Source organism: Legionella sp. MW5194, assembly GCF_016864235.1.
In the GTDB taxonomy this organism is placed as follows: Bacteria; Pseudomonadota; Gammaproteobacteria; order Legionellales; family Legionellaceae; genus Legionella_C.
Genome location: NZ_CP045732.1, coordinates 1,811,151 through 1,831,918, shown reverse-complemented (window position 1 = coordinate 1,831,918; position 20,768 = coordinate 1,811,151). Strand labels below are relative to the sequence as shown.

The window sequence follows — 20,768 nt, the reverse complement described above, 5'->3', positions numbered from 1 at the left end:
TGATTATTTTGAAAGGGACGTGCCGAGCGGGGTTTACCCTGACAGAATTTATGGTCACCCTGGCTGTGGCAGGAATTTTTATGGCTGTGGGTGTTCCAGCCTATTATTCGTTAATTCAAAACAACAAGGCCGTGGGTATGGCCAATAAATTATCTGCCAGTTTCAGTTATGCGCGCATGGAAGCCATCAAGCGGGGTATTCGTGTTTCGGTTTGTCCAGCCGCCAATGCCGCTTTAAATGCCTGCGGTAATGGTGCGCAATGGGCGCAGGGTTGGATTGTCTTTCTTGACGCCAATAACAATAATACAATCGATTCAGCGGCCGATGTGGTTAAAATCCAGGAAGCGCTACCAGCGGGCACAACCGTCAACGCCAATCTGGGGATAGTCAGTTATGACAGTTCGGGCTTCGTGACCAGCGGTGCGTTGAATATGACTATCTCTGCTGCAGGTTGCAGCGGTAATAATGCCCGTTCGTTAGCCATAACGTCCAGCGGTCGCTTAAGCATTGCTAAAATGAACTGTCCTTAATCCGCATCGATTCGCATTCTGTATTCTCTCAGTCCTCAATGCTATACTGCAAGCGTTTTGCTAGCCGCTGATTGCTTATGCCATTTGAAATTCTACCAGCACTGACCCGTTCATTTAAGCCGCCTGGCGCTTTGCTTCCCTGGCTGACGCACGCAGACGAGCTATCCGCCAAATTGCGACAGACGGCGGGTAAGGTTACCCTTCATGTGTTAAAGCAGGACTGGGTCGCAACCGGCTGGTGGGAAAAGTCAGTTCTCGGTTTGACCTTGGCCACGGTCGTTCAGCGCGAGGTGCTTGTTTCCGCTGCAAAGACGCCTTGCTGGTATGGGCGTACCATCATACCGGGGAGTACCTGGTTAAAAAATCAGTCTTTTTTTGCGCGATTGCGGCAAGAGTCCTTAGGTTCGCTCGTTTTTTACACAGAGGAGGTAGTGCGTGTCCGTACTGATTATTATGCGGTGAACGCAAGTTGCATGGAATATTATTGGCCAGACCGGGCGTTGACTCAGAATGAATCCTTGCTTTGGATTCGCCTGTCCGAATTTAGGATTGCTGAGAAATACCCGTTTAACCTAATTGAAATTTTATTACCTGGACTTTTGCGAGTAATCTGATGGATGTACGATCTTATCTGCGTTTGATGCGTTTTCATAAACCCGCTGGCACGTTGTTACTGTGGGCTCCAACAGCCTGGGCGTTATGGATAGGTTCTCAGGGGACGCCGTCTGTCGCACTGCTTTTTTATTTTTTCTTGGGCACGGTCATCATGCGCGCTGCTGGTTGCGTCATGAATGATATTGCCGATCGGCACATTGATTGCCACGTGCAGCGCACACGGGAAAGGCCCTTAACCAGCGGTCAATTGACGCTTCGGCAGGCAATAGGCACGCTGATCGTATTGTTGTGTCTGGCGTTATTCATTCTGCTGCAATTGCCTTATGCCTGTTTTTATTATGCCTTTGTCGCCTTGTTTTTAACGTGGGTGTACCCGTTTTGCAAGCGAATTATTGCCTGTCCGCAACTGGTTTTGGGGTTGGCGTTTTCGATGGGGATCCCGATGGCATTTGCCGCCCTGCATCGCCCAGTGGATTTTTCCATGACGCTGTTAGTTGTGATTAATTTTGCCTGGATTGTGGCTTATGATACGGAATATGCCATGGTCGACCGACAGGATGATTTACGCATAGGCGTCAAGTCCACGGCCATTTACTTCGCACAATGGGATACATTTATCATTGGAGTCCTGCACGCCATTCTGCATGGTTTATGGCTGTTGTTAGGTTTTATTTCTTCCCTGTCGCTGCCTTTTTTTCTCTGCTGGTTAGCAGGTGGAGGGCTGCTCCTGTATCAGCAATGGCTTATCTCTGAGAGAAAGGAAGACGCTTGCCTAAAGGCGTTTTCGGTAAACAGTGGGTATGGTCTGATTCTTTGGGTAGGCTTGGTTCTCGATGCCCTGCTTAAATAATGAGGAATAGGCTTACGCATCCATCCGAACCCGGATGAGGGAGGCTTGGGACTAAGCAGGCAATGCCACGCGACTAAGGGGATTGCGTAAGCTCATCCAATAGGCTACTGGCGCCAATCCTGAACCAGGTTTTATGAACTGCTTTGTCCAGGTAATATTCTGCCAGATGAATGAAGGTTAAGGCGTGTGATTTCTGTTTTACCCCACCGGACACCTTAATTCCGCAGGGCGAGTTGCTGTCATGGATGGCTTTCAGTAAGGTAAAAGCCGTAAGCGGTGTAGCCCCGACCGCTATCTTTCCGGTTGAGGTTTTTAAAAAATCGCAACCTTGTTCAATGATCTCGCGGCAAGCCCGGTAAAGGGTGGCGACTGAAGGGAAGGCGCCTGTTTCAAGAATAACCTTAAAGCCAACCTGCCTATTCCGGCAAAGCTCGTAGAGCGTCCGGCAATGGTTAAGGGCCTGGGCTGTTTTCCCCTTTAAATAATCCGTATAAGGGAAAACATAATCCATTTCATCCGCTTGCCTCTCGTCAATGGCCAGACGGGCATCCGCTTCAACTGCTGCCAGCGGCTGAAGACCCTCGGGAAAATTCACGACTGTGGCTCGCTTAAGCGGCAGATTTTGAGGCAGCTGAAGCAAATGCTGGGGGTAAACACAGGCAGCAGCGACTGGGTAACGGGTTATTTTTTCCACGAATTGCGACAGAGCCTGTTCGTCCGCCCCGGTATCGAGCAGCGTCAAATCAAGCAGCGTGAGTATTTCTTCAGCGCTTACAATGCGCTGGTTTTGGTCACGCTCCAGATCTTGAAGTGTCCGACTGTACTCGCTTTCGATGGTCATGCAAGTCCTGCAATGAAGGTTTTAACCAGGCGGTTTAATTTTTCGGCCGCTTGGGACGCCATCATGACTACCGCTTCATGACTGTGGCTGCAACTGGCTAAACCAGTGGCATAATTGGTGATGGTTGCAATCACCGCAACCTTCATGCCGCAATGGTTGGCCACCAGCACCTCAGGTACGGTCGACATGCCCACGGCATCCGCGCCCCAGATGCGGAAAGCACGGATTTCTGCTGCGGTTTCGTAATTCGGACCCAAGATGGATAAATACACACCCTGATGAAGATTAATGTGTTCCTTTAGGGCAATTTGCAGCAGCGTATGACGCGTGGCTTTGTCGTAAGCATTATCCAGTGGGAAAAAGCGTGGGCCAAATTCCTCATCATTCGGTCCAACCAATGGATTGCCGGGTTGCAGGTTGATGTGGTCGGTAATAAGCATTAATTCCCCGGGACCGACGTCTTCCCGTAAAGAACCGGAGGCGTTCGTGGCGAAAAAATATTCACAACCCAGTAATTTTAACGTACGGACATACGTTTTTACAACACTGTAATCGACGCCTTCGTACGTGTGGGCACGGCCTTGCAAACACACCACGCCAACACCATGCAAATAACCCAGAACCAGCTTGCTGCCGTGACCGTGCACGGAGGTTTTGGGAAAGCCGGGTAGCTCGGCATAGTCAATGGATACGGCATTTTCCAATTGTTCAGCAAAACTGCCCAAGCCGGAGCCTAAAACAATACCAATGGCTGGGCTGAAGTCAGGAACACGTGTCTTAATTTCCGCTGCTGCCAGATGGGCCGGGCTCAAATTTGTCTGCGTCATTTTTCTTCCAATATTCTCTTGGTTACAAATCGCTGCTGACTATACTCATTATCGACTGGGCTTACAAGACGTTAAAATTACGCGAACGTTTTTTTGCAATTAAAAAGGTTATAAATAAAGGCGTTAATCGGGAAACGACATAGTGTATTGGTAATCAACAGCATGGCAGCCTCCCTGCTTATTGTTGTCAGTATCCAATCAGGTTACTATAGGTCATTCTGTTGATTAATTTCATTCATGCCCACAGTCCAAAAAAGAAGAGTTGCTTTACTGACCGTTGTTGTCTTCCTTATCCTGATTAACTTAAGTCTGCGGATGATGCATTATTGGGCCAATCGTCAGATGACAACCAACCTGCTGCCTCCACCGGCAGCGGATTCTGTGAGCACCCGCAAAAAGGAGGTGTCCCCCTGGCAGCCGCTGAGCAAAGGGGTAATGGAAACTGTGCAGGTTGTCCCGGGCACCCGTGTGATTTATGCCGGGGGCTTTGATGCCCTGAATGATGACAATGGGCCGGTGTACAAATCGCTTGACGGCGGAAAAAACTGGGTTGCTGCAAGTCAGGGTTTTCCAGAGAACGCACTGGTGAACGCCGTGGTCCCCTTAAATGAAAACAAAGTTTATGCCGCCACCTGGGGGGCCGGCGTGTTTAAAACAGAGGACGGTGGTAATACCTGGTTGAGCATCAATAAAGGCTTGCCGGGTAAGGATATCCTTGCGCTTTCGGTTGTGGATGAGAACACGCTGTATGTCAGTACGTCAGGCAAGTTGACTTCGCGTGGCGGTATTTTTAAAACAGTCGATGGCGGTGCCCATTGGCAAAGCGTCTACAAAACCTGGCCTAACCGGGTGTTAAGCCTGGACGCGGTCGATGCCAATACCGTTTATGCGGGTATAAGCCCCGGCTGGGCTACCAATGGAACACTCATTAAAACAACCGACGGCGGGGCGCATTGGTCGACACTGTACGTCGGCTCCCGTCATCTGCAGATAACCAATCTCGCCGCCCACGATGCCAATACGGTCTATGCAGCCACCTCGGAAGGCCTGTTAAAAACCAGCGATGGCGGTCGCTACTGGATGGCGGTCAATGGCGGTTTGCCCATCTCGTTTAACGCCACCACCTATTCCCTGTCAGGACTTTACGTTGAAAATGACAAACTGGTTTACGTTGGGGCAAGAACCGATGCGGCGCGAAGCGGCGCGGTTTATTATACGTTGGATGGCGGCATGCACTGGTTTTCAGCACGAAAAGGATTAAAAACCGATTCGGTCAATAGCATCTCGGTGTTAAAAAACGGTACCGTTTATATCGGTACCAATCAGGGCATCTTTAAATCACAGATTCGCTAAAATTACAGGATCTGGCATAAGCTTCGAGAACCCACCGCATCCATGGGATAACTTCTATCGAAATCCAGAAACCTGTGCAGGACATGCCCTGCGTTCTTCTTATAGTCATACCAGAGTTCTTCCTGCTCATTTTCAAAGAAAGAAAGCGTTTCAAACAGAACAACAATGTCACGATCCTGGCGTTGAGCGACAATATTTAAAAGGCGCACGGTTCATCCTTGAAACAGGGAGGTGGTTCATTTTAATAACAATAAGCCATTGTTTCAATGACAAAAAATCACAATACCCCTTCTGACTGCCAGGTCAGTGTACTTCCTCAATTGTCAGCACAGATCAGTTTTCAAATTATTCAGCATCCGTTGAATCAAGCCCTGAAGCTGATTTTTTTCTGACTCACTGAAACCCTTAAGGGCATGCTCGTTGAGGCGTTTGGCATTGTCAGCGAGCATGGATTCTGTCTGTTTGCCTTTTTCGCTGAGGTAGATTAATACCGCACGTCGATCCGTCGGGCTCGGTTGGCGATAAATGAAGCCGTCGCGCGCCATGCGATCCAGGGTTCGTACTGCGGTTGGCTGCTCGACGTCAATGCGTTGCACCAGTTCGGTTTGGGTCAGCCCATCCTGATTTAAAAGCTCCATCAAAATAAAGGTGTACGCATGATTGATGTCATGGGGTTTTAATAATTCATTGGCACGTTTCAACAGCAGTCGATTGGTTTTTTTTAACAGGGTTGACAGGTACATGATTGCCCTCTGTTTATATAGCTTGCTATATAATAATAGACTATGTTAAACTATACCCAGTTATTAAGGAGTAATCAATGAAAACAGTAACCCTCTATCAAGTTGATGCCTTTGCTTCATCCCTCTTTCGCGGCAATCCCGCTGCCGTTTGCCCCTTGCAGGAATGGTTGCCTGATGACCTGATGCAGGCCATTGCCAGTGAAAATAATCTTTCCGAAACCGCTTTTTTTGTCCCCAAAGGGGATGGCTTTCATTTGCGCTGGTTTACGCCGAATGAAGAAATTGAACTCTGTGGTCATGCGACCTTAGCCAGTGCGTATGTTCTTTTTGAAAAACTGAACTATACCCGGCAAACCATTTCATTTACCTGTTTAAGCGGCGAGCTTGTCGTTTCGCGGCAGCCACAGGGCTTCATGATGGACTTTCCTGCCTTGCCTTATGAAGAAATACCCTGGCAGCCCGAGTACAGCATAACCGGTTTGCCAAAACCAGTGAAGGCATTTAAAAGCCGTTTTGATTTAATGTTTGTTTACGATGACGAGGCGGACGTGGTTTCTGCAAAACCTCACCTTGAAGCCGTGGCTCAACTGGATTACCGCGGACTGATTTTAACGGCGCCGTCAACACGAACGGACGTGTATTCTCGCTGTTTTTATCCCGGTTGTGATGTGCCGGAGGATCCGGTCACAGGGTCTGCCCATTGCGTCATTGCCCCTTATTGGTGCGAACAATTCGGCAAAAACAGCATCACCGCACAACAGGGTGGACGCCGCCGCGGTGAACTCGGTTGCGAGGTCAGGGGGAACCGCGTTTTTTTAAGCGGCGCCTGCCAGCTTTACCTTGAGGGCGTCATTCATTTACCGGAATGACGGACAGATCGACCAATGGGTCATCTTCAACCGCGGGCTGAGAGGGCGAGGTTCGCGATGAAAGCCAGCTTTTCCCTTCCACCAGCCGTGTAATCATCAGGCTGCTTGCGGTATTAGAGGTGACATTAAGCAGGGTGGCAATGGGATCAATGATAATGCTGATGGCCGCCACCGCAATCAGCACCGAGGGCGGAAATCCGTAAACGTTTAAAATCAACAATTCACCCAGCATGCCGCCGCTGGGTATGGCGCCCATCACCGTGCCGACCAGCACAGAAACGCCAACAGCCAGCGTCAACACGGCAAGGCCGTTAAAATCGAGATGAAACAGACCAAACAGAAAGGCAATTTTGAACACGCCGCCGATGACAGAACCGTCTTTGTGAATGAGGGTGCCCAGCGGAATAACCGTTTCGGTGATTTCCGACGGCACTCCCATGGCTCTGGCGGCATAGAGATTGGCTGGAATACTGGCCGCACTGGAGCAGGTTGCCAGGGCCGTGGTGGCGGGCAACAGTGTGTTTTTCCAGAACAAAATCAAACCGGCCTTTTTTCCGGCAAAAAAAGCATAGCCGCCTAAGCCAACGACGAAATAAATCAGGGCACAGACAGAATAGAGCACGGCAATGCGAAAATAATTGCTCAGCAATTGCGGCCCCAATTCACTCACCAATACGGCAAAATAGGCAAAAAAACCGACGGGGGCAATCCTCATAATCAAGGTAAATACCCGCATAAAAACCGCTTCCCCGGCTGTTAAAAAGTTAAAAAAAGAGGGGTTGGGATGATGCGTTAGCGCCAGTCCAACCAGCATTGAAAAAACAATCAGGGCCAGCATGTGGTGATGGGACAGAAGCTGGCTGAAATCGGGTACCGAAAATAGACCGACAAGCTGCTCTGAAAAATGAACTGCTTCACTGCCAGGGGTTGGCGGTAAGGGCAAATAAATCCCTTGAGCTGGCGGAAAAAGTTTGACTGCAAGCAGAGCATACAGTGCAGCAAGGAATCCGGTTAAGACAAAAACCACGGCCATACTGCCCATGATTTTACCCAGTTTGTTTAAAGAGCCTGCTTTGGCAATTGCTGAGGACACACTGAAAAAAATGAGGGGAACAATCACGGTAAAAATTAAATTTAAAAAGACATCGCCTAAGGGTTTAAAGAATTTGACCTGCTGCGGAAACCAGTAGCCCGCGGCGGCGCCGCCAACTATCGACAAAAGCAGCAACGCCGGGAAAAAATAGGATTGCAATGTTTTATTTTGCATGGCCACCGCAGTCATTTCCATTTAGAATTGATTGATACCAAAGCGAACATACCTAACCTGAGGCAAGGACAAAAATGGGTTTCCCTTACCAAGTGATTGATTTAACCCACACCCTCACACCAGCCATCCCAACCTGGGAAGGGACTGTCGGATTTGAGCAGGCGGTTTTGCTCGATTACGGGCAATGTACTACAGAACCGCCTTTTTGTGTACAACAATTTACCCTTGACGCTGGCTTGGGCACCCACCTGGATGCGCCGGCCCATTGCATTCCCCATGGCCTTACTGTGGATAAACTGCCCTTGAGCGATTTGCTGGTGCCCTGCGTAATGATTGATGTGTCCTCGAAAGCCCATGCCAGCTATCGCATCAGTCCTGACGATCTCACCGACTTTGAACAGCAGTACGGGCCAGTGCCTCCCCGCAGTTTTGTGATTTTTCATACCGGCTGGTCCCGATTCTGGGGCCAGCCGGTAAAATACCGTAACAATCTGACTTTTCCCTGTGTGGCTAAGGAAACGGCGGAATTATTGATAAAGCGTGACATTGCAGGCCTTGGCATCGATACCTTGTCACCCGACAGGCCGGATGGCGGCTACCCGGTTCACCAAATCGTACTGGGATCAAAACGTTACCTCGTTGAAAACGTGGCAAATGCGGACAGGCTTCCTGCCCAAGGTAGTTTTGCCTTAATCCTCCCTACAAAAATCCAGGGCGCTACCGAAGCCTGGGTGCGGCTGTTGGCTTTGGTGAGTCCCTGACCTAGTAAACCATGACTTCATGTAACGGCGGTTGAACGTGCTCGACTTTAATGGGTTCAATGGGGTGGAAAAACAGTTTGCTGAGGTCCATCAACGGGGGTAACGCATCCGTCTGATTTGGGGGTTGTTGTGCGACAAACACCTCGTAGCGTTGCTTTAAATTTTTTAATTTCTGGTGCATGGTCAATTGCGCTTCGATGTCCCCGCCATTTAATTCAGGCGTTGTAACCGTCTTTGGCAGCACAACCGGCGAATCATAGCGGCTTTCCCTGTCACAAAAAACCACCGCGGCCGACGGTGTTTTACTGCCGGTAATGCCATAGTGCCACCACCGTTTAATCAGTTGCCAGAATTTAAAATACCAGCTGCCCACATGGGCGTTTAACTCGCCTTCTACCACGGCTTCCAAATGGATTTTTTCTATTTTTTGATTGGTTTTTTTCTCCTGGCTGCTGGTTTTATACAGTTCACAGGCATGCTTGACAAGATCGTATTTTTTCTGTTGCCCGAAATGCTCAATCAAAGCCAGTTGGCATTGCTCGGGGGTGTACGATTTACGCTTGAGATGGTTTTGGACATGATAGGCGGCCATTTGACTGAACAGGGTGTAATCCATACGTGAGGGCTTGGCTGTAAAACACTGCTCAAGTGCTTGAAAAATGCAGGGACTGACATTGCGGTTTGGTAGTTTAATCATCACCTCTGACAGCGGCAGCAAATCGGCTTTTGCTGTCTTGCAATAGTCGTTAAGCAGATTTTTTAAAGGCGACACGTCACCGGAGTAATTCGCAAGGTAGGCACTGATTAAAGGCATTTTTAAAGAATCGGTCATGGCCCAGCTTTGTTTATTGATCGCTTTCCAATCGATAATGGCTTTGTTCGCCTTTAATTCCTGGATGGTTTTTTTCGTTTGCGGCGCCTCGCCATTAAACCAGCCGGCTAAGGTATCGACGATTTCCTGCACTTTCTCCTTTAATGCCGGGGGTATAAAATGGCAAGCGGCGATGGCGTTTAAGGTGCTTCGTTCAAAGTGAAGACTGGCCAGTTGGCCATCAAATTGATTCTGGTGATAAAACAACGACGTGTTACCGCAATTGGCGGTGCGAAAGACCAGCTCGCTCAGTAATTTTTTACCAATTTTTTTATTGTTATCCAGCGCACCGGCGAGACCGAAATGCCGTTTGACAAACAGGCTGTAACCACTCAGCTCGTCGTTCGTCCAATGATCCGGACTGTAGCGCAATTCAACCCGCTGAAAGAAATCCTGCCGTTGGCGGTGAAGAATCAGTAACAGCAGGCGGTATTGGTAGCTCGTGGACAACTCAGCGATTTTTAGGCGGTTAACCGCCGCAATAACCGGTGTGCAATGGGCCCTTTGGAAAAAAGATGTCAATCCCGAGAGCCTGCTGTCAAGGCTTTCCAGGGGTGAATTGATGTCTGCATCGAGAAAAGCCCGCCAAACCAGTCTGGCGATGTTTTCTTTTGCTATCAAAGCAGTCATCAGGGTATCCCATTGCTTATCAAGTACAGCGTTTTTCTGTCTTTTTTCCTGAAGACAGGTTAAGGCGCGAACAAGAATATCGCGTTGCTTGTGCGAATCCGCATAATCCGCGAAAGCCTGTAATCCCTGAGCAAAATAGGGTTTGGCATGATGTTTTTCGAGAAAGTCAGCCAGAATGACGACAGGATCGTGTTTATCCAGGTAGGCTTGAAACACCGGTGTTCGCTCGTTGCTGAATAATTGTTCACGCGAGCCTTCCTGCTCAAGGATAGTCTGAAACAGCGAATGGCTGTTTTGGCTTAAAGGCATGGTCGCAAGCAAGTTAAACGACGTCTCCGGGTCATGTTCCAGGACCAATAACTCAAAAAAACCACGTGGCAACGGCTTATTGGTTTTCTTCGCATAGGCCTCCACCTGTTGCTTTATCCAGGCCAGTTTTTTTGTGTCGCTTTCCTGATAAAGGCGCGCCAATGATTCTTCATTGATGGCATCGGCCAGCAACAATTCCATGGTGGCAGTTGTGGCGGATAATTGCTCCACCGGCACTTTGGCTAACAACAGGGCGCTGGTTTCTTTCTGGAACAGGTTGGTCCGTTTGACTTCGCCGGAAGGCAAAAGAACGCCAAGGGTATAGCGGTTGTTGTCGTAAAACGAAATGCCTGCACTGTAGCCACGTAATTCAATCAATGGTTTGGGGATATCGTCAACAAACGTCATGGCTTGATTGGCCTCATTAATAAAGCCGATTTCCTTGCCGGTGACATCGTAGAGCAGAACGGATTGTTTACGCGCCAATTCGCTTTGCTCAAAATTTTTATGAGGTAAATATTTTTGCAGCCAACCAAGGAACGTATTCTGCGCCAATGCCAGGTCACCCTTACTGGCTGCGCTTTGTTCAAAAACAAAGTCAGCGACTTTAAATAACCAGTCGGATCGCAGGCTGCTTAAACTGGCATTGTAATGCGCATAAAGCACATTAAGCGCGGCATTAGCCATGTTGGGGTCGTCTTTGCGCAGTGCAAAACAGGCATCCTCCAGTTGCATCAGCAGGGCACGAATGCTGTCATCAGCGCGAAATTGCAGCAGGCGTTGACGTTTTTCCAATAAACGGGCACGAAGACTGGCATTGGCAGTCATTTGCTCATCCACCTCGGCAAGCTTGGCGGCATGGTGTTTGAAGAAGACCATCTGACTCTTAATATGGGCATTCAGTTGCTCAAACTCGGCCTGTTTCAGCGTCAGCGATAGGAAGCGGTAACGCTCCAGCAGGGCGTGAATAGCTTCGGGCGTACTGACTGCAATGAATTGGGGTGAGGTGAGAAGACGTTGGATCCAAACCCCATTGAGTGTGGATTCGGCCAGTGTGCCGCGCTCCTGCTTTAACACATGTTCCGCCATTTTGATGAGCTGTTCATCACCTAATAAACTCAAATCCTGGGCCCCGAGGTTCGCTTTAATGATGGCAAGATTCTCTTCCGACTGCGATGCGCACTGGCAGAGCAGAGTCATTATGTTACGACTGGCCTGCGTTATTGCCTTGTCGTTGCTGTTTAATCCGGCCAGGCAACGCGTAGTCAGTGAGGTGATCGCCGCAGGGGGCAGCTGATTAATCATCTCGGTCACGATCAGGATGCGATGCGCGCTGAGCAACTCATTCAAGGTGAGAATAAAGTCAGTGATACCATCAGGCGACGATTTCTCCAGCGAATCAGTGGCCGCACTGATAAAAATAGCCAGGGTTTTGGCATCCAGGGGCACGTCGTTTGCAGCAATGACCTGATTTAAACGTTTCAGTTCAGAAACCGGATGCGCCTTTAAATCGAAGCCGCTGATTAGTGCACTGCATGACAGGGCTCTGGCGGCTTGTTTTTCAAGCGAATTCAGGGATTCCTTAAGCCAGAAATCAACTGCGGCTGAAAGAGGATTTACTGGCGGTGCGTTCTCTGGCTTCAGTGGTAATTGGAGGAGTTTGCTCTCAATCACATAATCCAGAATCAACATCAGGTCGCGCTGATGGCATAAGGCGCAATAGGCTTTAAACTGCTCGAGTGTGGCTACGGGAATTTTTTCAAGGCAACGAAGTAACACGTCCAGGTCAAAAAACAGGTTGTCGCTCAGCAAGGCGTTTAATGCAAGGATAACCGGGGATGCTGCGCGGCGTAATAAAAGGAACTGGTCCAACTGCTGTTGGATGGGTACCCAGGCCTTCGCGGGGATCCGTTCACGCAGCAGCTGAATCTGCTCATGCATGGTGTCATTGCTGCCAGCCTCAGGGCTCATAAAATACCAGTAAAACAACGAGGGGAGCAGTTCTGCAATGTGGGTATTATTCAGCAATCCTTTGATCACTGCCTGTCGAAACTGCGAGAGGAAATGATCCTGCTCCTGCAGCGGCTGAGCAGGCAGGCTGGCCGTAAGCTTGGCTTCCTCGGCATCAATATGTTTCGCCAGCGTGCGGATGTGTTTAATGATTTCAGTAAAACTGGTTATCGGCCAGGGTGAGTTTTTTAATAATTCAGCACCCCTTAAGTCCAGCGCCGAAAAAAGCTCGCTGGTTGTTTTTAGCGAAGACTTAAGCTCAGAGTCGAAAACCAATAAGGGTGCCGCGTCCAGCCGTTTATTCGACAGGAGGTTGCATAGCACGCCTAACTGATGCTTAAACTCGCCGAGCGCCGGTTCAAGCGGCAGTGATTGACGCAGGACCTCCAGTTGTTCTGTAAAAGGCACCAGATCCAGTCTATACCGGAGGCTTCGTACTCGACGCAGGGATTCGTAAAGCCCTGCATGGTTCGTCTGAAGAAATACCTCATCGCGGCGGGCGGCGGCCTGTTCGAGTGTCGACTGCAGATGGGTAAGCAGGGCCGATGTTTCTTTGGGCGTTGCCGTGGCGAAAAGAATGGAGTAAATCGTCTTATTTTCGAGATTTAAAGTCATCTGCGGGGCTTTTGCCTGCTGCAGAAGCATGTCCCTGAGAAGGCTTTGCGGTAGAATGGCGGTGTTCGCTGAGAGATGTTTAAACGTGTGTTTAACCAGCGGAATTAAGATGTCTCCTGTCTGCTCCTTAATCCATTCTTTAAGCTTGGAATGCTGAGCCAAATTAAGCAATAACACCTTCTCTTTTGAAGTCATTGGCGATTTACCCTGTCGGATTAACGCCAATTCCTGCCCACATTGCTTATAAAGATCACCCAGTGCCGCCTCATCTGTGCTGCCTATGGTCAGGTGTTTTTGCAGCGTGAGCAGGAGAATCACCGGGTTGCGTTTCTTTTTTATGATTTCGTTTAGCTGGGAGACTGACACCAGATCACTTAAGACCAATACCCATTGCGGAGGCAAATGCTCTAAAGGGGCGTGCAGCAGATAATGGGTTGCCAAATCGAGAGGCAGGGTTTGTTCACCGCTTAATTGTTTAAGCGCTTCCAGGAAAAATTCATGTTCTTTAAGCGTCAAGGTGGAAAAAATAGCCGGTTGGATCAGGCCGCGAAATAAAACGGCAGCCCATTGCTTTTTTTGTTGCCCATCCAGTTGAAGCTGTTCCATGCACCGGATTTGAACACTGGACGGCAGGGTAAAAAACAAGGTGATCAATTGCAGTTGCAGGCCATTGGCAAGGGCGTGGCTGCTTTGCGTATCCAGTTCACGCAGCGCGTTTTCAATAAATCGTCTGACCGCCGATTCCAGAGGTTCTCCGTTTTGAGAGATAAGAAGCCTGCTTGTCAATAAAAGGAAGTACAGAAAGGTATCCTTCTTTTCGAGGCAATAGATGGCAAGAGCATCACTTACGGAGGCGGGTTTAACCTGTTCGAATGCGGCCTGCAAGGCAGTGCAGGTTGGCGGGACAGGTTTTATTCCATCCAGTTCGTAAGCCCAGGCTCTGGCTGTATGGGCATCCGCATGGGTTATAAAATGAGTCAGTGTCCCACTGTAGTTGTTCAGTCGTGCCTGATGAATCTGGATCAGGTGAATCAAATCATGATGCTGTTTTTCAGTGGCCAGATCGAGCAGCGTCCTCGAGCCGATGCTGCTCTTGTGCTCCCAATCGCTTTCCTGTTTCAGGTAATAGGCGACAGCAGCGGTGTTTTGTTGAAGTACGGCATGATGCACCGGTGAAAAGGGTTGTTGAAGGGATGTGGCTTTCAATAACGGCTTTAATGCCGGTCGTTTACTGACAAAATCAATGAGCTGACAGGCTATGCCCGGGCACTTTTTGCGCGAAAAGGCGATGGATAGCGGCGTTTCATTTTGCTTAAAAGATGCTCGGGCAGTCAATAATGACTTCAACTCCTCATCCGGCAGTTTTTCAAGAATGGTTAGAAGTTTCGCGACGACGTTTTCGGATTGATTTTCAAACACCCGGTGCAGCAGGTTGAATTGACCGCTGACGCCGGCGGCTAATGGCATTAACCTGTCTTTGTCATACACTGCAAGAATGGACAATACAAGCAGTGCCTGTTCGTCTGTCAGCGGTAATTTAAATAAATCAATAAGGGCGGTGTAGGCCCGGGATGGGAAAGGGTCGGTTTGCAATAAGTCATACAGTTGACCCTTCTTGTCCTCCTTCTGTGAGTAACCGTGCAGGATGGACAATAAATCACTCAGGCTTTCCTGATCGTCAGGATTTACAAGCGCCATAAAAACGCTGAAATAACGGCTGAAATACTCTTTGCCGAACAAGAGAACGACAACAGCATCCATGGGCAGGGACTGGATGGCCGCCAACAGTTTTTTTCGTGTGGCTGGCGGGGCATAATGCATGAGCGTGTGCATGACCCGTTCATTCAGGGCGTCATTGGCTGGATGAGTGCGGAAGGCGGACAATAATTCCACCATGTCGCTGGTTTCCATGCCAAGAAGCACGTCGGCTGCCTGGGCACAGACCTCTTCTGGTGCATAGGCAAAGACCATGCTCAGGGGATTTTGGTAGCTTAATTCCTTATCCATAAGGGCAGCGCGTCCCTGAAGCGCTCGCTGAGGTGAGGACGAGTAAACCTTACAGAACAAGGCGGCCTGGGTTTCGGCCTTGGGATTGAAGTGGTTAAGAAGAAAGGATTTAAGCGCCTTATTGCTGACCTCGTCGATTTTACTGGCAAAAATTTCAGCGATTTTACCCATTTAACATCCTTATTCACATCCTGTGTTGATTCTATTTTCCACGACAAGATAAACAAAAACCCATTTTAACTGAAAGCCTTCCAGTAATCCAAGCCCCCATTGTTAAGAATTTTAAGTGGATTGTAAGCAGGCTAATGGCGTATCACCCAGTAGTTCAGGTTCAAAGACCGCACCTGAACTCCACAGGGGCTTTAATGGCGTACCCTGATGCGAACTTGGCGCTTCAGACGGCTGGGGCAAGACAAAGGCGTCTTCTGCCCCTTCGTCCAATGCTGGTTCATGCCCTGGCTCGCAGCCTAACTCATTGTTCATCAGCGTATGGCTTTGCTCCCATGCGTCGGGAGGATGCTTAACCCAGGTAAAGACAACCCAATCCTGAAGGGCGACCAAGTTAATTAAAAGGCAGACAATGGTGGCCGTAATTAACGTAACCAGTGAAGCCGGAGGGAAACAAAAAACCAGCGTGGTGGCGAGCGCTGTTACAAGGCTTGCGGAGGTCATTAACAGCGCATAGCGCATGTACACCGCCTGCCGTTTGGAGGAGTATTCTTCATCATAAACGGGTGGATGGCGCATTTTATGGTATTCTGCGATGCACCATAGCACATTGCTGGCCAGAAAGAGCCAGGCTGAGAGGATTAGGGCAGGGGGAAAAGCAATGGCTGCCACACAAATCAGAATGGCCAAGGTACCCAGGACCGCCGCCACTTTATGCTGACTCTTAAACTGAACAAGGCCATACCATGATTGCGTGCGTGGGGGGTGATCAGGGTAGCGCTCGCAGGCGGCAAGCCAGAGAGAATAAGCTGTGAAGTAACACATCAGCGACAAAAGATTAAAAATGGAGGAGACAAAGACGATAGGAATCGCCTGCAGCTTGGAAAAAACAAAACCCATGAGGAAAAAAACACCACTGGCTTTATCCAGGCGTTTAGCATGGCGGAGCTTTTTGGATGTTGTTTTCATCGGTTTATCGGATGGGTATAAATGAATTAAATTAACACAGGAACATTAGCATAGAAAGTGTTAATTTAATGCTTGAGATGATAAAAATTTGTTAAGGAGGCGGTGGTCAGTCTTTATTGGGTATTAGGCCGCTTGCCGGCATGGTAATGATAACCTGTAATCCGCCTTCTGCGCGATTATTAGCGATAATGCTGCCGTTGTGAAGGGCAATCGCCTGTTGGGCTATGGATAAGCCCAGACCGTAACCACCGGTTTTTTTCTCGCGGGACGTGTCAACTCGATAAAAGGGATTAAAAATTTTATCCAACTGATCCTGAGGTACTCCGGGCCCACGGTCTTCAATAGTGATGAAGAGTAATGAACGTTCGTCGTTAAACGACAAAATAATAAACACCTCTTCTTCTGCAGGCGAATACCGCAAGGCATTGCGGACGATGTTTTCAATCGCCCGATGAACAAGCCGTTCATCCACCGTTAAAATAAAATGATCCACCCGGGTAATGACGTGCACGCGCGGATTGCCGGACTCAAAATTGGCATCTTTAGCAATTTGCTGCAGCAATGCGGGCATGTCGACCGCCGAGGGATGCAGTTCATTGACTGATTTATCAAGCCTCGCAAATTCGAGTATCTCACCAATGAGAGTATTTAAGCGCAGGCATTCCTCCTCCATGCGTGAGAAAGCCGCTTCGGCCTCAGGACTGGACTTTTTTCGTCCAATTTCAATGGCTATCTGCAATCTGGCTAGCGGTGAGCGAAGTTCATGGGAGATGTCCTGCAAAAGCCTTTCCTTGGAATTCATGATGTTTTCCAATTGCTCTGCCATGCGATCAAATTCGCCACTTAATTCAGCAATTTCATCCCGGTGATGCCCTTTAACGCGGCCCACCCGGGTATTTAATTTGCCGGTGGCAATGGATTTGGCGGCCATGCGCAGCGAGCGCAGCGGTTTGGTTAAGTAAACTGAGAGCAAATAACAGATTAAGCCGCTGATGAAAATGGCAATCAGGAGGCGAAGAGTCAGACCAGCCCAGGGGATTTGCACAAAATGAGCCAACGGTTTCTCGCTCACGGCCACCAGACGATACGCTTTGCCGGTGGTTGACAAAATTTCATGACTGACCACAATGTCGCCAAATTTAAGCAAACCGTCATCCAGGCGCTGATGAACCAGTTCATCGGCAATGGTTTTCACAACTGCCGGCGGGGTTTGCGTGCTGACTATTTCACCGGTACTGACCAAAAGAAAAAGGGTCATCTTTTTTGACATGCCGGTTTGCTGCATCCATTGGGTTAACGCGGCATGCTGACCGGACTCAAACGTGGCTACCGCGGCATTGGCATAGCTGTCCATAAAGACCTGCTCGCGGGCCGGTATGGATGATTTCTGCGCAATCTCACTGGTTACCCAGGCTGTCGTCAGAATGATCAGACTTGAAGCTAACCAGAAAGTCAGGAAAATTTTCCAGTACAGGCTACGCATTAAACATGTACCCGAATCCACGAACGGTTTTGACCAGCGGTTCCCCTTGGGGATTATCACCAAGCTTGTTGCGCAAATTGCTGATGTGCACATCGATGCTGCGATCGTAAGCCGTGTATTTTCTGCCCAAAGCATACTCCGTCAGTTCCTCTTTGGAGAAGGCCTGACCAGGCGATTTAATCAGCATTTCCAGAATATTGAATTCGGCATTGGTCAGTTCCATGGGATCTCCATGGTAGGTGACAATGCGCTTGGAGCAGTCCACCACGATGTCATGGTGTTCAATAACGGGTCGGTGGGTGGGCATTTTTTGCGTGCGCCGCAAAATGGCCCTCAAGCGGGCGACCAGTTCGCGCGGGTTGCAGGGTTTGGGTAAGTAGTCATCGGCACCGATTTCAAGTCCAACAATGCGGTCAATGTCGTCACCCCGGGCGGTTAACATTAAAACCGGCGTCTGCGTGTGCTCGCGGATAGCTTTCAGTACTTCAAAGCCGTTCAATTTGGGCAGCATGACATCCAGAATAATGGCGTCAAAGGTTTGATTGACTGCGCGTTTTACCGCGGTTTCACCATCATGGGCACAGACAACATGAAAACCTTCGGGCTCAAGGTACTGAACAAGCAAATCCGTCAGTTCGGTATCATCATCAACAATTAAGATGTTATTGTTCATTTAACTCAGTGTCCTGGTAATGGTTCATGTTCAAATGCGGCGCGCTTGTCATAACAGGCCAGCAGTTTAATGCGGCGCGCGTCAGCATTTATCACCTTAAACTCAAATTCGTCGATGGTCGTTACTTCGCCACGTTTAGGTAAATACCCAAAGCTGGCCATGACGATGCCGCCAATGGTGTCGTACGATTCGTCGCTGAAACCGGCATGAAGCTGCTCGTTAAATTCTTCAATGGGGGTATGGGCCTTAACAATGTATTGCGCATCCCCATGTTCTTTAATGTAAGCCTCTTCATCAATATCAAACTCGTCTTCAATATCACCGATAATCTGTTCAATGATATCTTCAATCGTCACAAAACCACTGACGCCGCCGTATTCATCGACAACAAGAGCCATGTGATTTCGATTTGTACGAAACTCGCTGAGCAACAAGTCCAGACGTTTACTTTCTGGAACAAACGTGGCTGTGCGAACAATGTCGTTTAAATCAAACTCACTATTATTTTGCGCCTGATACCTTAACAAATCCTTAGCATGCAGAATTCCAATGATTTCATCGGGATGATCCCCCGTCACCGGAAAGCGGGAATGTCCCGAACTGGTCACTGTTTCGATGACTTGTTTCAAGCTGTCATTTTGAGAAATGCTGGTCATCTGTTTTTTAGGCAGCATGATGTCTCTGACACGCATCTGGGAAAACTGAATGACACCTTCAATCATGCCCAGCGTCTCTGAATCAATCAGCGCACGGATCTGTGCATCACGCAGCAGACTGATTAACTCCTCTTTGTTTCTCGGCTCCAGTTGTAAAAATTGTTTTAAACGTATAAACCAGGAGCTGTTTTCTTCCTCTTTACTCAAGGTGATTATCCTCATCAAGATAAGGGTTGGTGAATCCAAGTTCCGCCAGCAGGCGGATTTCCTGAGCCTGCATGAGTCGGGCCTCCTCTTCTTCCATGTGGTCAAAGCCCAGTAAATGCAAGACACCATGAATGACAATGTGAGCCCAGTGAAAATCCAGGGCTTTATTCAATGCCTGACTTTCAGCCAGTAAAACAGCAGGGCAGACAATGACATCGCCAAGCAGGGGATAATCCATGGCAATGGCCGCAGGTAAATTGGCTGGAAAAGCCAGAACATTGGTGGTTTTTTGTTGTTTCCTGTAGGTTGAATTCAAATCAATCATTTCTTCAGCACTGACCAGACGCAAGGTCAACTCTGCTTTTTCACGGTGCGCCTTCAGTGGTAATTCGGCAAAAGAGACCAAAGCGGCTTCGGTGACGGGTAGAGGGTCTTCGCAGGCGACCTGAAGATCAATCACGTAATTCATGATTTGCCTTCCTTCGATGAGGCCTCATAACAATCGACAATGCGGGAAACGAGCGGATGACGCACCACTTCCCGGCTGGTGAAAGTGTGGATGCCGATGTTGTCGATGTCTTTGAGGATTTCCACCGCATGGATAAGGCCGGATTGAATGCCTTTGGGTAAATCAGTCTGGGTCATGTCCCCGGTGATCACGGCTTTCGAGCCAAAGCCCATTCGTGTTAGAAACATTTTCATCTGCGGCACAGTCGTATTTTGTGCTTCATCAAGAATAATAAAGGCCTCATTCAGGGTACGGCCGCGCATAAAGGCTAAGGGTAAAATTTCAATCACATCGCTCTGGATTAATTTTTGCGCTTCCTTAAAGCCTATCATTTCATAAAGGGAATCATAAATCGGGCGCAGGTAAGGCAGGACTTTTTCAACCAGATCACCGGGTAAGAAGCCCAGTTTTTCACCTGCTTCGACAGCGGGCCTCACAAAGACAAGTTTTTGTACCTCGCCCTTTTCAAAGGCTTCAATCGCTTTGGACACAGCAAGGTAGGTTTTACCGGTACCGGCAGGCCCTATGGCGAAAGTAATATCATGGCGCTGGATACTTTCCAGGTATTCAACCTGTTTGCTGTTTTTGGCAAGGATGGATTTTCGGCTTAATTTGACTGGGTGATTCATAACCGTTTGCGGTTCCTCATCGTGAATTAATGGTAATACCATTTCGCTGGCAATGGGTTTGTCTGAAACACGGTACAATTGCAGGATAACCTGTTCCGCTCTGGACAAATCCTTAAGGCAATGCCCTGAGAGAAAAATCTGGTCATGGGCAACACGAACAGACAGAGAGAAATGGCGCTCGAGCAGGGTGATGTTTTCATGCAGGGCACCGCATAGATTGGCAAGACGCTTTATGTTTAAAGGGGGTAGGGGAACCTTTTTAATCTGTAGTGTACTGCTCAATGTTAGTTAAATGGTAAGTAAGTGACTCTAAGTAAAGGATAGTTCATAACCGTGTTTATCCGCAAGTCAGAATGCTTAAATGAGCGAATGGCACG

General features: G+C 48.8%; 18 protein-coding genes. 6 read left to right on the top strand and 12 right to left on the bottom strand.

Going from position 1 to position 20,768, the window contains the following annotated elements; genetic code table 11:
- Positions 1–8 precede the first annotated feature (8 nt).
- From GH742_RS08575 to ubiA, 3 genes are all read left to right on the top strand, one after another.
- On the top strand, positions 9–530 hold the full coding sequence (locus GH742_RS08575) for a GspH/FimT family pseudopilin (protein WP_203454437.1): 522 nt from the start codon (positions 9–11) through the stop codon (positions 528–530).
- A gap of 77 nt (positions 531–607) precedes the next feature.
- Positions 608–1,144, top strand: a complete 537-nt coding sequence (locus GH742_RS08570) for a chorismate lyase (RefSeq protein WP_203454435.1) — start codon at positions 608–610, stop codon at positions 1,142–1,144.
- Complete coding sequence (gene ubiA / locus GH742_RS08565) at positions 1,144–1,995, top strand: 4-hydroxybenzoate octaprenyltransferase (protein ID WP_370569447.1); 852 nt, start codon at positions 1,144–1,146, stop codon at positions 1,993–1,995. Before GH742_RS08570 ends, ubiA begins: the two co-directional genes overlap by 1 nt.
- 73 nt (positions 1,996–2,068) lie before the next feature.
- Here the strand turns inward: ubiA and GH742_RS08560 are convergent, their stop codons facing one another.
- Both GH742_RS08560 and GH742_RS08555 read right to left on the bottom strand, forming a co-directional pair.
- Positions 2,069–2,836 carry a deoxyribose-phosphate aldolase gene (locus GH742_RS08560; protein WP_203454433.1) on the bottom strand — a complete coding sequence of 256 codons (768 nt, stop codon included), beginning with the start codon at positions 2,834–2,836 and terminating at the stop codon, positions 2,069–2,071.
- Positions 2,833–3,663, bottom strand: coding sequence for a purine-nucleoside phosphorylase (locus GH742_RS08555; protein ID WP_203454432.1), 831 nt, complete (start codon positions 3,661–3,663; stop codon positions 2,833–2,835). The genes GH742_RS08560 and GH742_RS08555 overlap by 4 nt, the downstream gene beginning before the upstream one ends.
- 237 nt (positions 3,664–3,900) lie before the next feature.
- On the opposite strand from GH742_RS08555, the gene GH742_RS08550 reads away from it, so the two are divergent.
- Positions 3,901–5,016, top strand: a complete 1,116-nt coding sequence (locus GH742_RS08550) for a YCF48-related protein (RefSeq protein WP_203454431.1) — start codon at positions 3,901–3,903, stop codon at positions 5,014–5,016.
- Positions 5,017–5,018: 2 nt separating this feature from the next.
- On the opposite strand, the gene GH742_RS08545 is transcribed toward GH742_RS08550, so the two are convergent.
- Entirely contained in the window at positions 5,019–5,225 is a 207-nt protein-coding gene (locus GH742_RS08545; protein ID WP_203454430.1) for a hypothetical protein, read from the bottom strand.
- 114 nt (positions 5,226–5,339) lie between these two features.
- Positions 5,340–5,759 (bottom strand): MarR family winged helix-turn-helix transcriptional regulator, encoded by a 420-nt coding sequence (locus GH742_RS08540; protein WP_203454429.1) that lies wholly within the window; start codon positions 5,757–5,759, stop codon positions 5,340–5,342.
- Positions 5,760–5,836: 77 nt separating this feature from the next.
- On the opposite strand from GH742_RS08540, the gene GH742_RS08535 reads away from it, so the two are divergent.
- On the top strand, positions 5,837–6,628 hold the full coding sequence (locus GH742_RS08535) for a PhzF family phenazine biosynthesis protein (RefSeq protein WP_203454428.1): 792 nt from the start codon (positions 5,837–5,839) through the stop codon (positions 6,626–6,628).
- On the opposite strand, the gene GH742_RS08530 is transcribed toward GH742_RS08535, so the two are convergent.
- Complete coding sequence (locus GH742_RS08530) at positions 6,609–7,901, bottom strand: dicarboxylate/amino acid:cation symporter (protein ID WP_370569557.1); 1,293 nt, start codon at positions 7,899–7,901, stop codon at positions 6,609–6,611. The genes GH742_RS08535 and GH742_RS08530 overlap by 20 nt on opposite strands.
- A gap of 68 nt (positions 7,902–7,969) precedes the next feature.
- Here GH742_RS08530 and GH742_RS08525 point away from each other — a divergent pair, with 68 nt between their 5' ends.
- Positions 7,970–8,656 (top strand): cyclase family protein, encoded by a 687-nt coding sequence (locus GH742_RS08525; protein WP_203454427.1) that lies wholly within the window; start codon positions 7,970–7,972, stop codon positions 8,654–8,656.
- Position 8,657: 1 nt separating this feature from the next.
- On the opposite strand, the gene GH742_RS08520 is transcribed toward GH742_RS08525, so the two are convergent.
- From GH742_RS08520 to GH742_RS08490, 7 genes are all read right to left on the bottom strand, one after another.
- The gene (locus GH742_RS08520) at positions 8,658–15,269 is read right to left on the bottom strand and encodes a hypothetical protein (RefSeq protein ID WP_203454426.1); all 6,612 of its coding nucleotides are present in this window, start codon (positions 15,267–15,269) and stop codon (positions 8,658–8,660) included.
- A gap of 111 nt (positions 15,270–15,380) precedes the next feature.
- The gene (locus GH742_RS08515; protein WP_203454424.1) at positions 15,381–16,235 is read right to left on the bottom strand and encodes a hypothetical protein; all 855 of its coding nucleotides are present in this window, start codon (positions 16,233–16,235) and stop codon (positions 15,381–15,383) included.
- Between the two features lie 106 nt (positions 16,236–16,341).
- Positions 16,342–17,718 carry a two-component system sensor histidine kinase CpxA gene (gene cpxA, locus GH742_RS08510; RefSeq protein ID WP_203454422.1) on the bottom strand — a complete coding sequence of 459 codons (1,377 nt, stop codon included), beginning with the start codon at positions 17,716–17,718 and terminating at the stop codon, positions 16,342–16,344.
- Positions 17,711–18,391: a two-component system response regulator CpxR gene (gene cpxR, locus GH742_RS08505; protein ID WP_203454420.1), complete on the bottom strand. Its 681-nt coding sequence runs from the start codon at positions 18,389–18,391 to the stop codon at positions 17,711–17,713. Before cpxR ends, cpxA begins: the two co-directional genes overlap by 8 nt.
- Before the next feature lie 5 nt (positions 18,392–18,396).
- Complete coding sequence (locus GH742_RS08500; RefSeq protein WP_203454418.1) at positions 18,397–19,269, bottom strand: HlyC/CorC family transporter; 873 nt, start codon at positions 19,267–19,269, stop codon at positions 18,397–18,399.
- Positions 19,247–19,723, bottom strand: a complete 477-nt coding sequence (gene ybeY / locus GH742_RS08495; protein WP_203454410.1) for an rRNA maturation RNase YbeY — start codon at positions 19,721–19,723, stop codon at positions 19,247–19,249. The genes GH742_RS08500 and ybeY overlap by 23 nt, the downstream gene beginning before the upstream one ends.
- Positions 19,720–20,673, bottom strand: a complete 954-nt coding sequence (locus tag GH742_RS08490; RefSeq protein WP_203454409.1) for a PhoH family protein — start codon at positions 20,671–20,673, stop codon at positions 19,720–19,722. Before GH742_RS08490 ends, ybeY begins: the two co-directional genes overlap by 4 nt.
- Positions 20,674–20,768: the final 95 nt, after the last annotated feature.

Excerpts from the sequence above, each read along its gene's own strand:
- ybeY (WP_203454410.1), bottom strand. The coding sequence starts at position 19,723 with ATGAATTACGTGATTGATCTTCAGGTCGCCTGCGAAGACCCTCTACCC.
- GH742_RS08570 (WP_203454435.1), top strand. The coding sequence starts at position 608 with ATGCCATTTGAAATTCTACCAGCACTGACCCGTTCATTTAAGCCGCCT.
- GH742_RS08560 (WP_203454433.1), bottom strand. The coding sequence starts at position 2,836 with ATGACCATCGAAAGCGAGTACAGTCGGACACTTCAAGATCTGGAGCGT.
- GH742_RS08515 (WP_203454424.1), bottom strand. The coding sequence starts at position 16,235 with ATGAAAACAACATCCAAAAAGCTCCGCCATGCTAAACGCCTGGATAAA.
- GH742_RS08550 (WP_203454431.1), top strand. The coding sequence starts at position 3,901 with ATGCCCACAGTCCAAAAAAGAAGAGTTGCTTTACTGACCGTTGTTGTC.
- GH742_RS08500 (WP_203454418.1), bottom strand. The coding sequence starts at position 19,269 with ATGAGGATAATCACCTTGAGTAAAGAGGAAGAAAACAGCTCCTGGTTT.
- GH742_RS08535 (WP_203454428.1), top strand. The coding sequence starts at position 5,837 with ATGAAAACAGTAACCCTCTATCAAGTTGATGCCTTTGCTTCATCCCTC.
- GH742_RS08540 (WP_203454429.1), bottom strand. The coding sequence starts at position 5,759 with ATGTACCTGTCAACCCTGTTAAAAAAAACCAATCGACTGCTGTTGAAA.
- GH742_RS08520 (WP_203454426.1), bottom strand. The coding sequence starts at position 15,269 with ATGGGTAAAATCGCTGAAATTTTTGCCAGTAAAATCGACGAGGTCAGC.
- GH742_RS08525 (WP_203454427.1), top strand. The coding sequence starts at position 7,970 with ATGGGTTTCCCTTACCAAGTGATTGATTTAACCCACACCCTCACACCA.
- cpxA (WP_203454422.1), bottom strand. The coding sequence starts at position 17,718 with ATGCGTAGCCTGTACTGGAAAATTTTCCTGACTTTCTGGTTAGCTTCA.
- GH742_RS08555 (WP_203454432.1), bottom strand. The coding sequence starts at position 3,663 with ATGACGCAGACAAATTTGAGCCCGGCCCATCTGGCAGCAGCGGAAATT.
- ubiA (WP_370569447.1), top strand. The coding sequence starts at position 1,144 with ATGGATGTACGATCTTATCTGCGTTTGATGCGTTTTCATAAACCCGCT.
- cpxR (WP_203454420.1), bottom strand. The coding sequence starts at position 18,391 with ATGAACAATAACATCTTAATTGTTGATGATGATACCGAACTGACGGAT.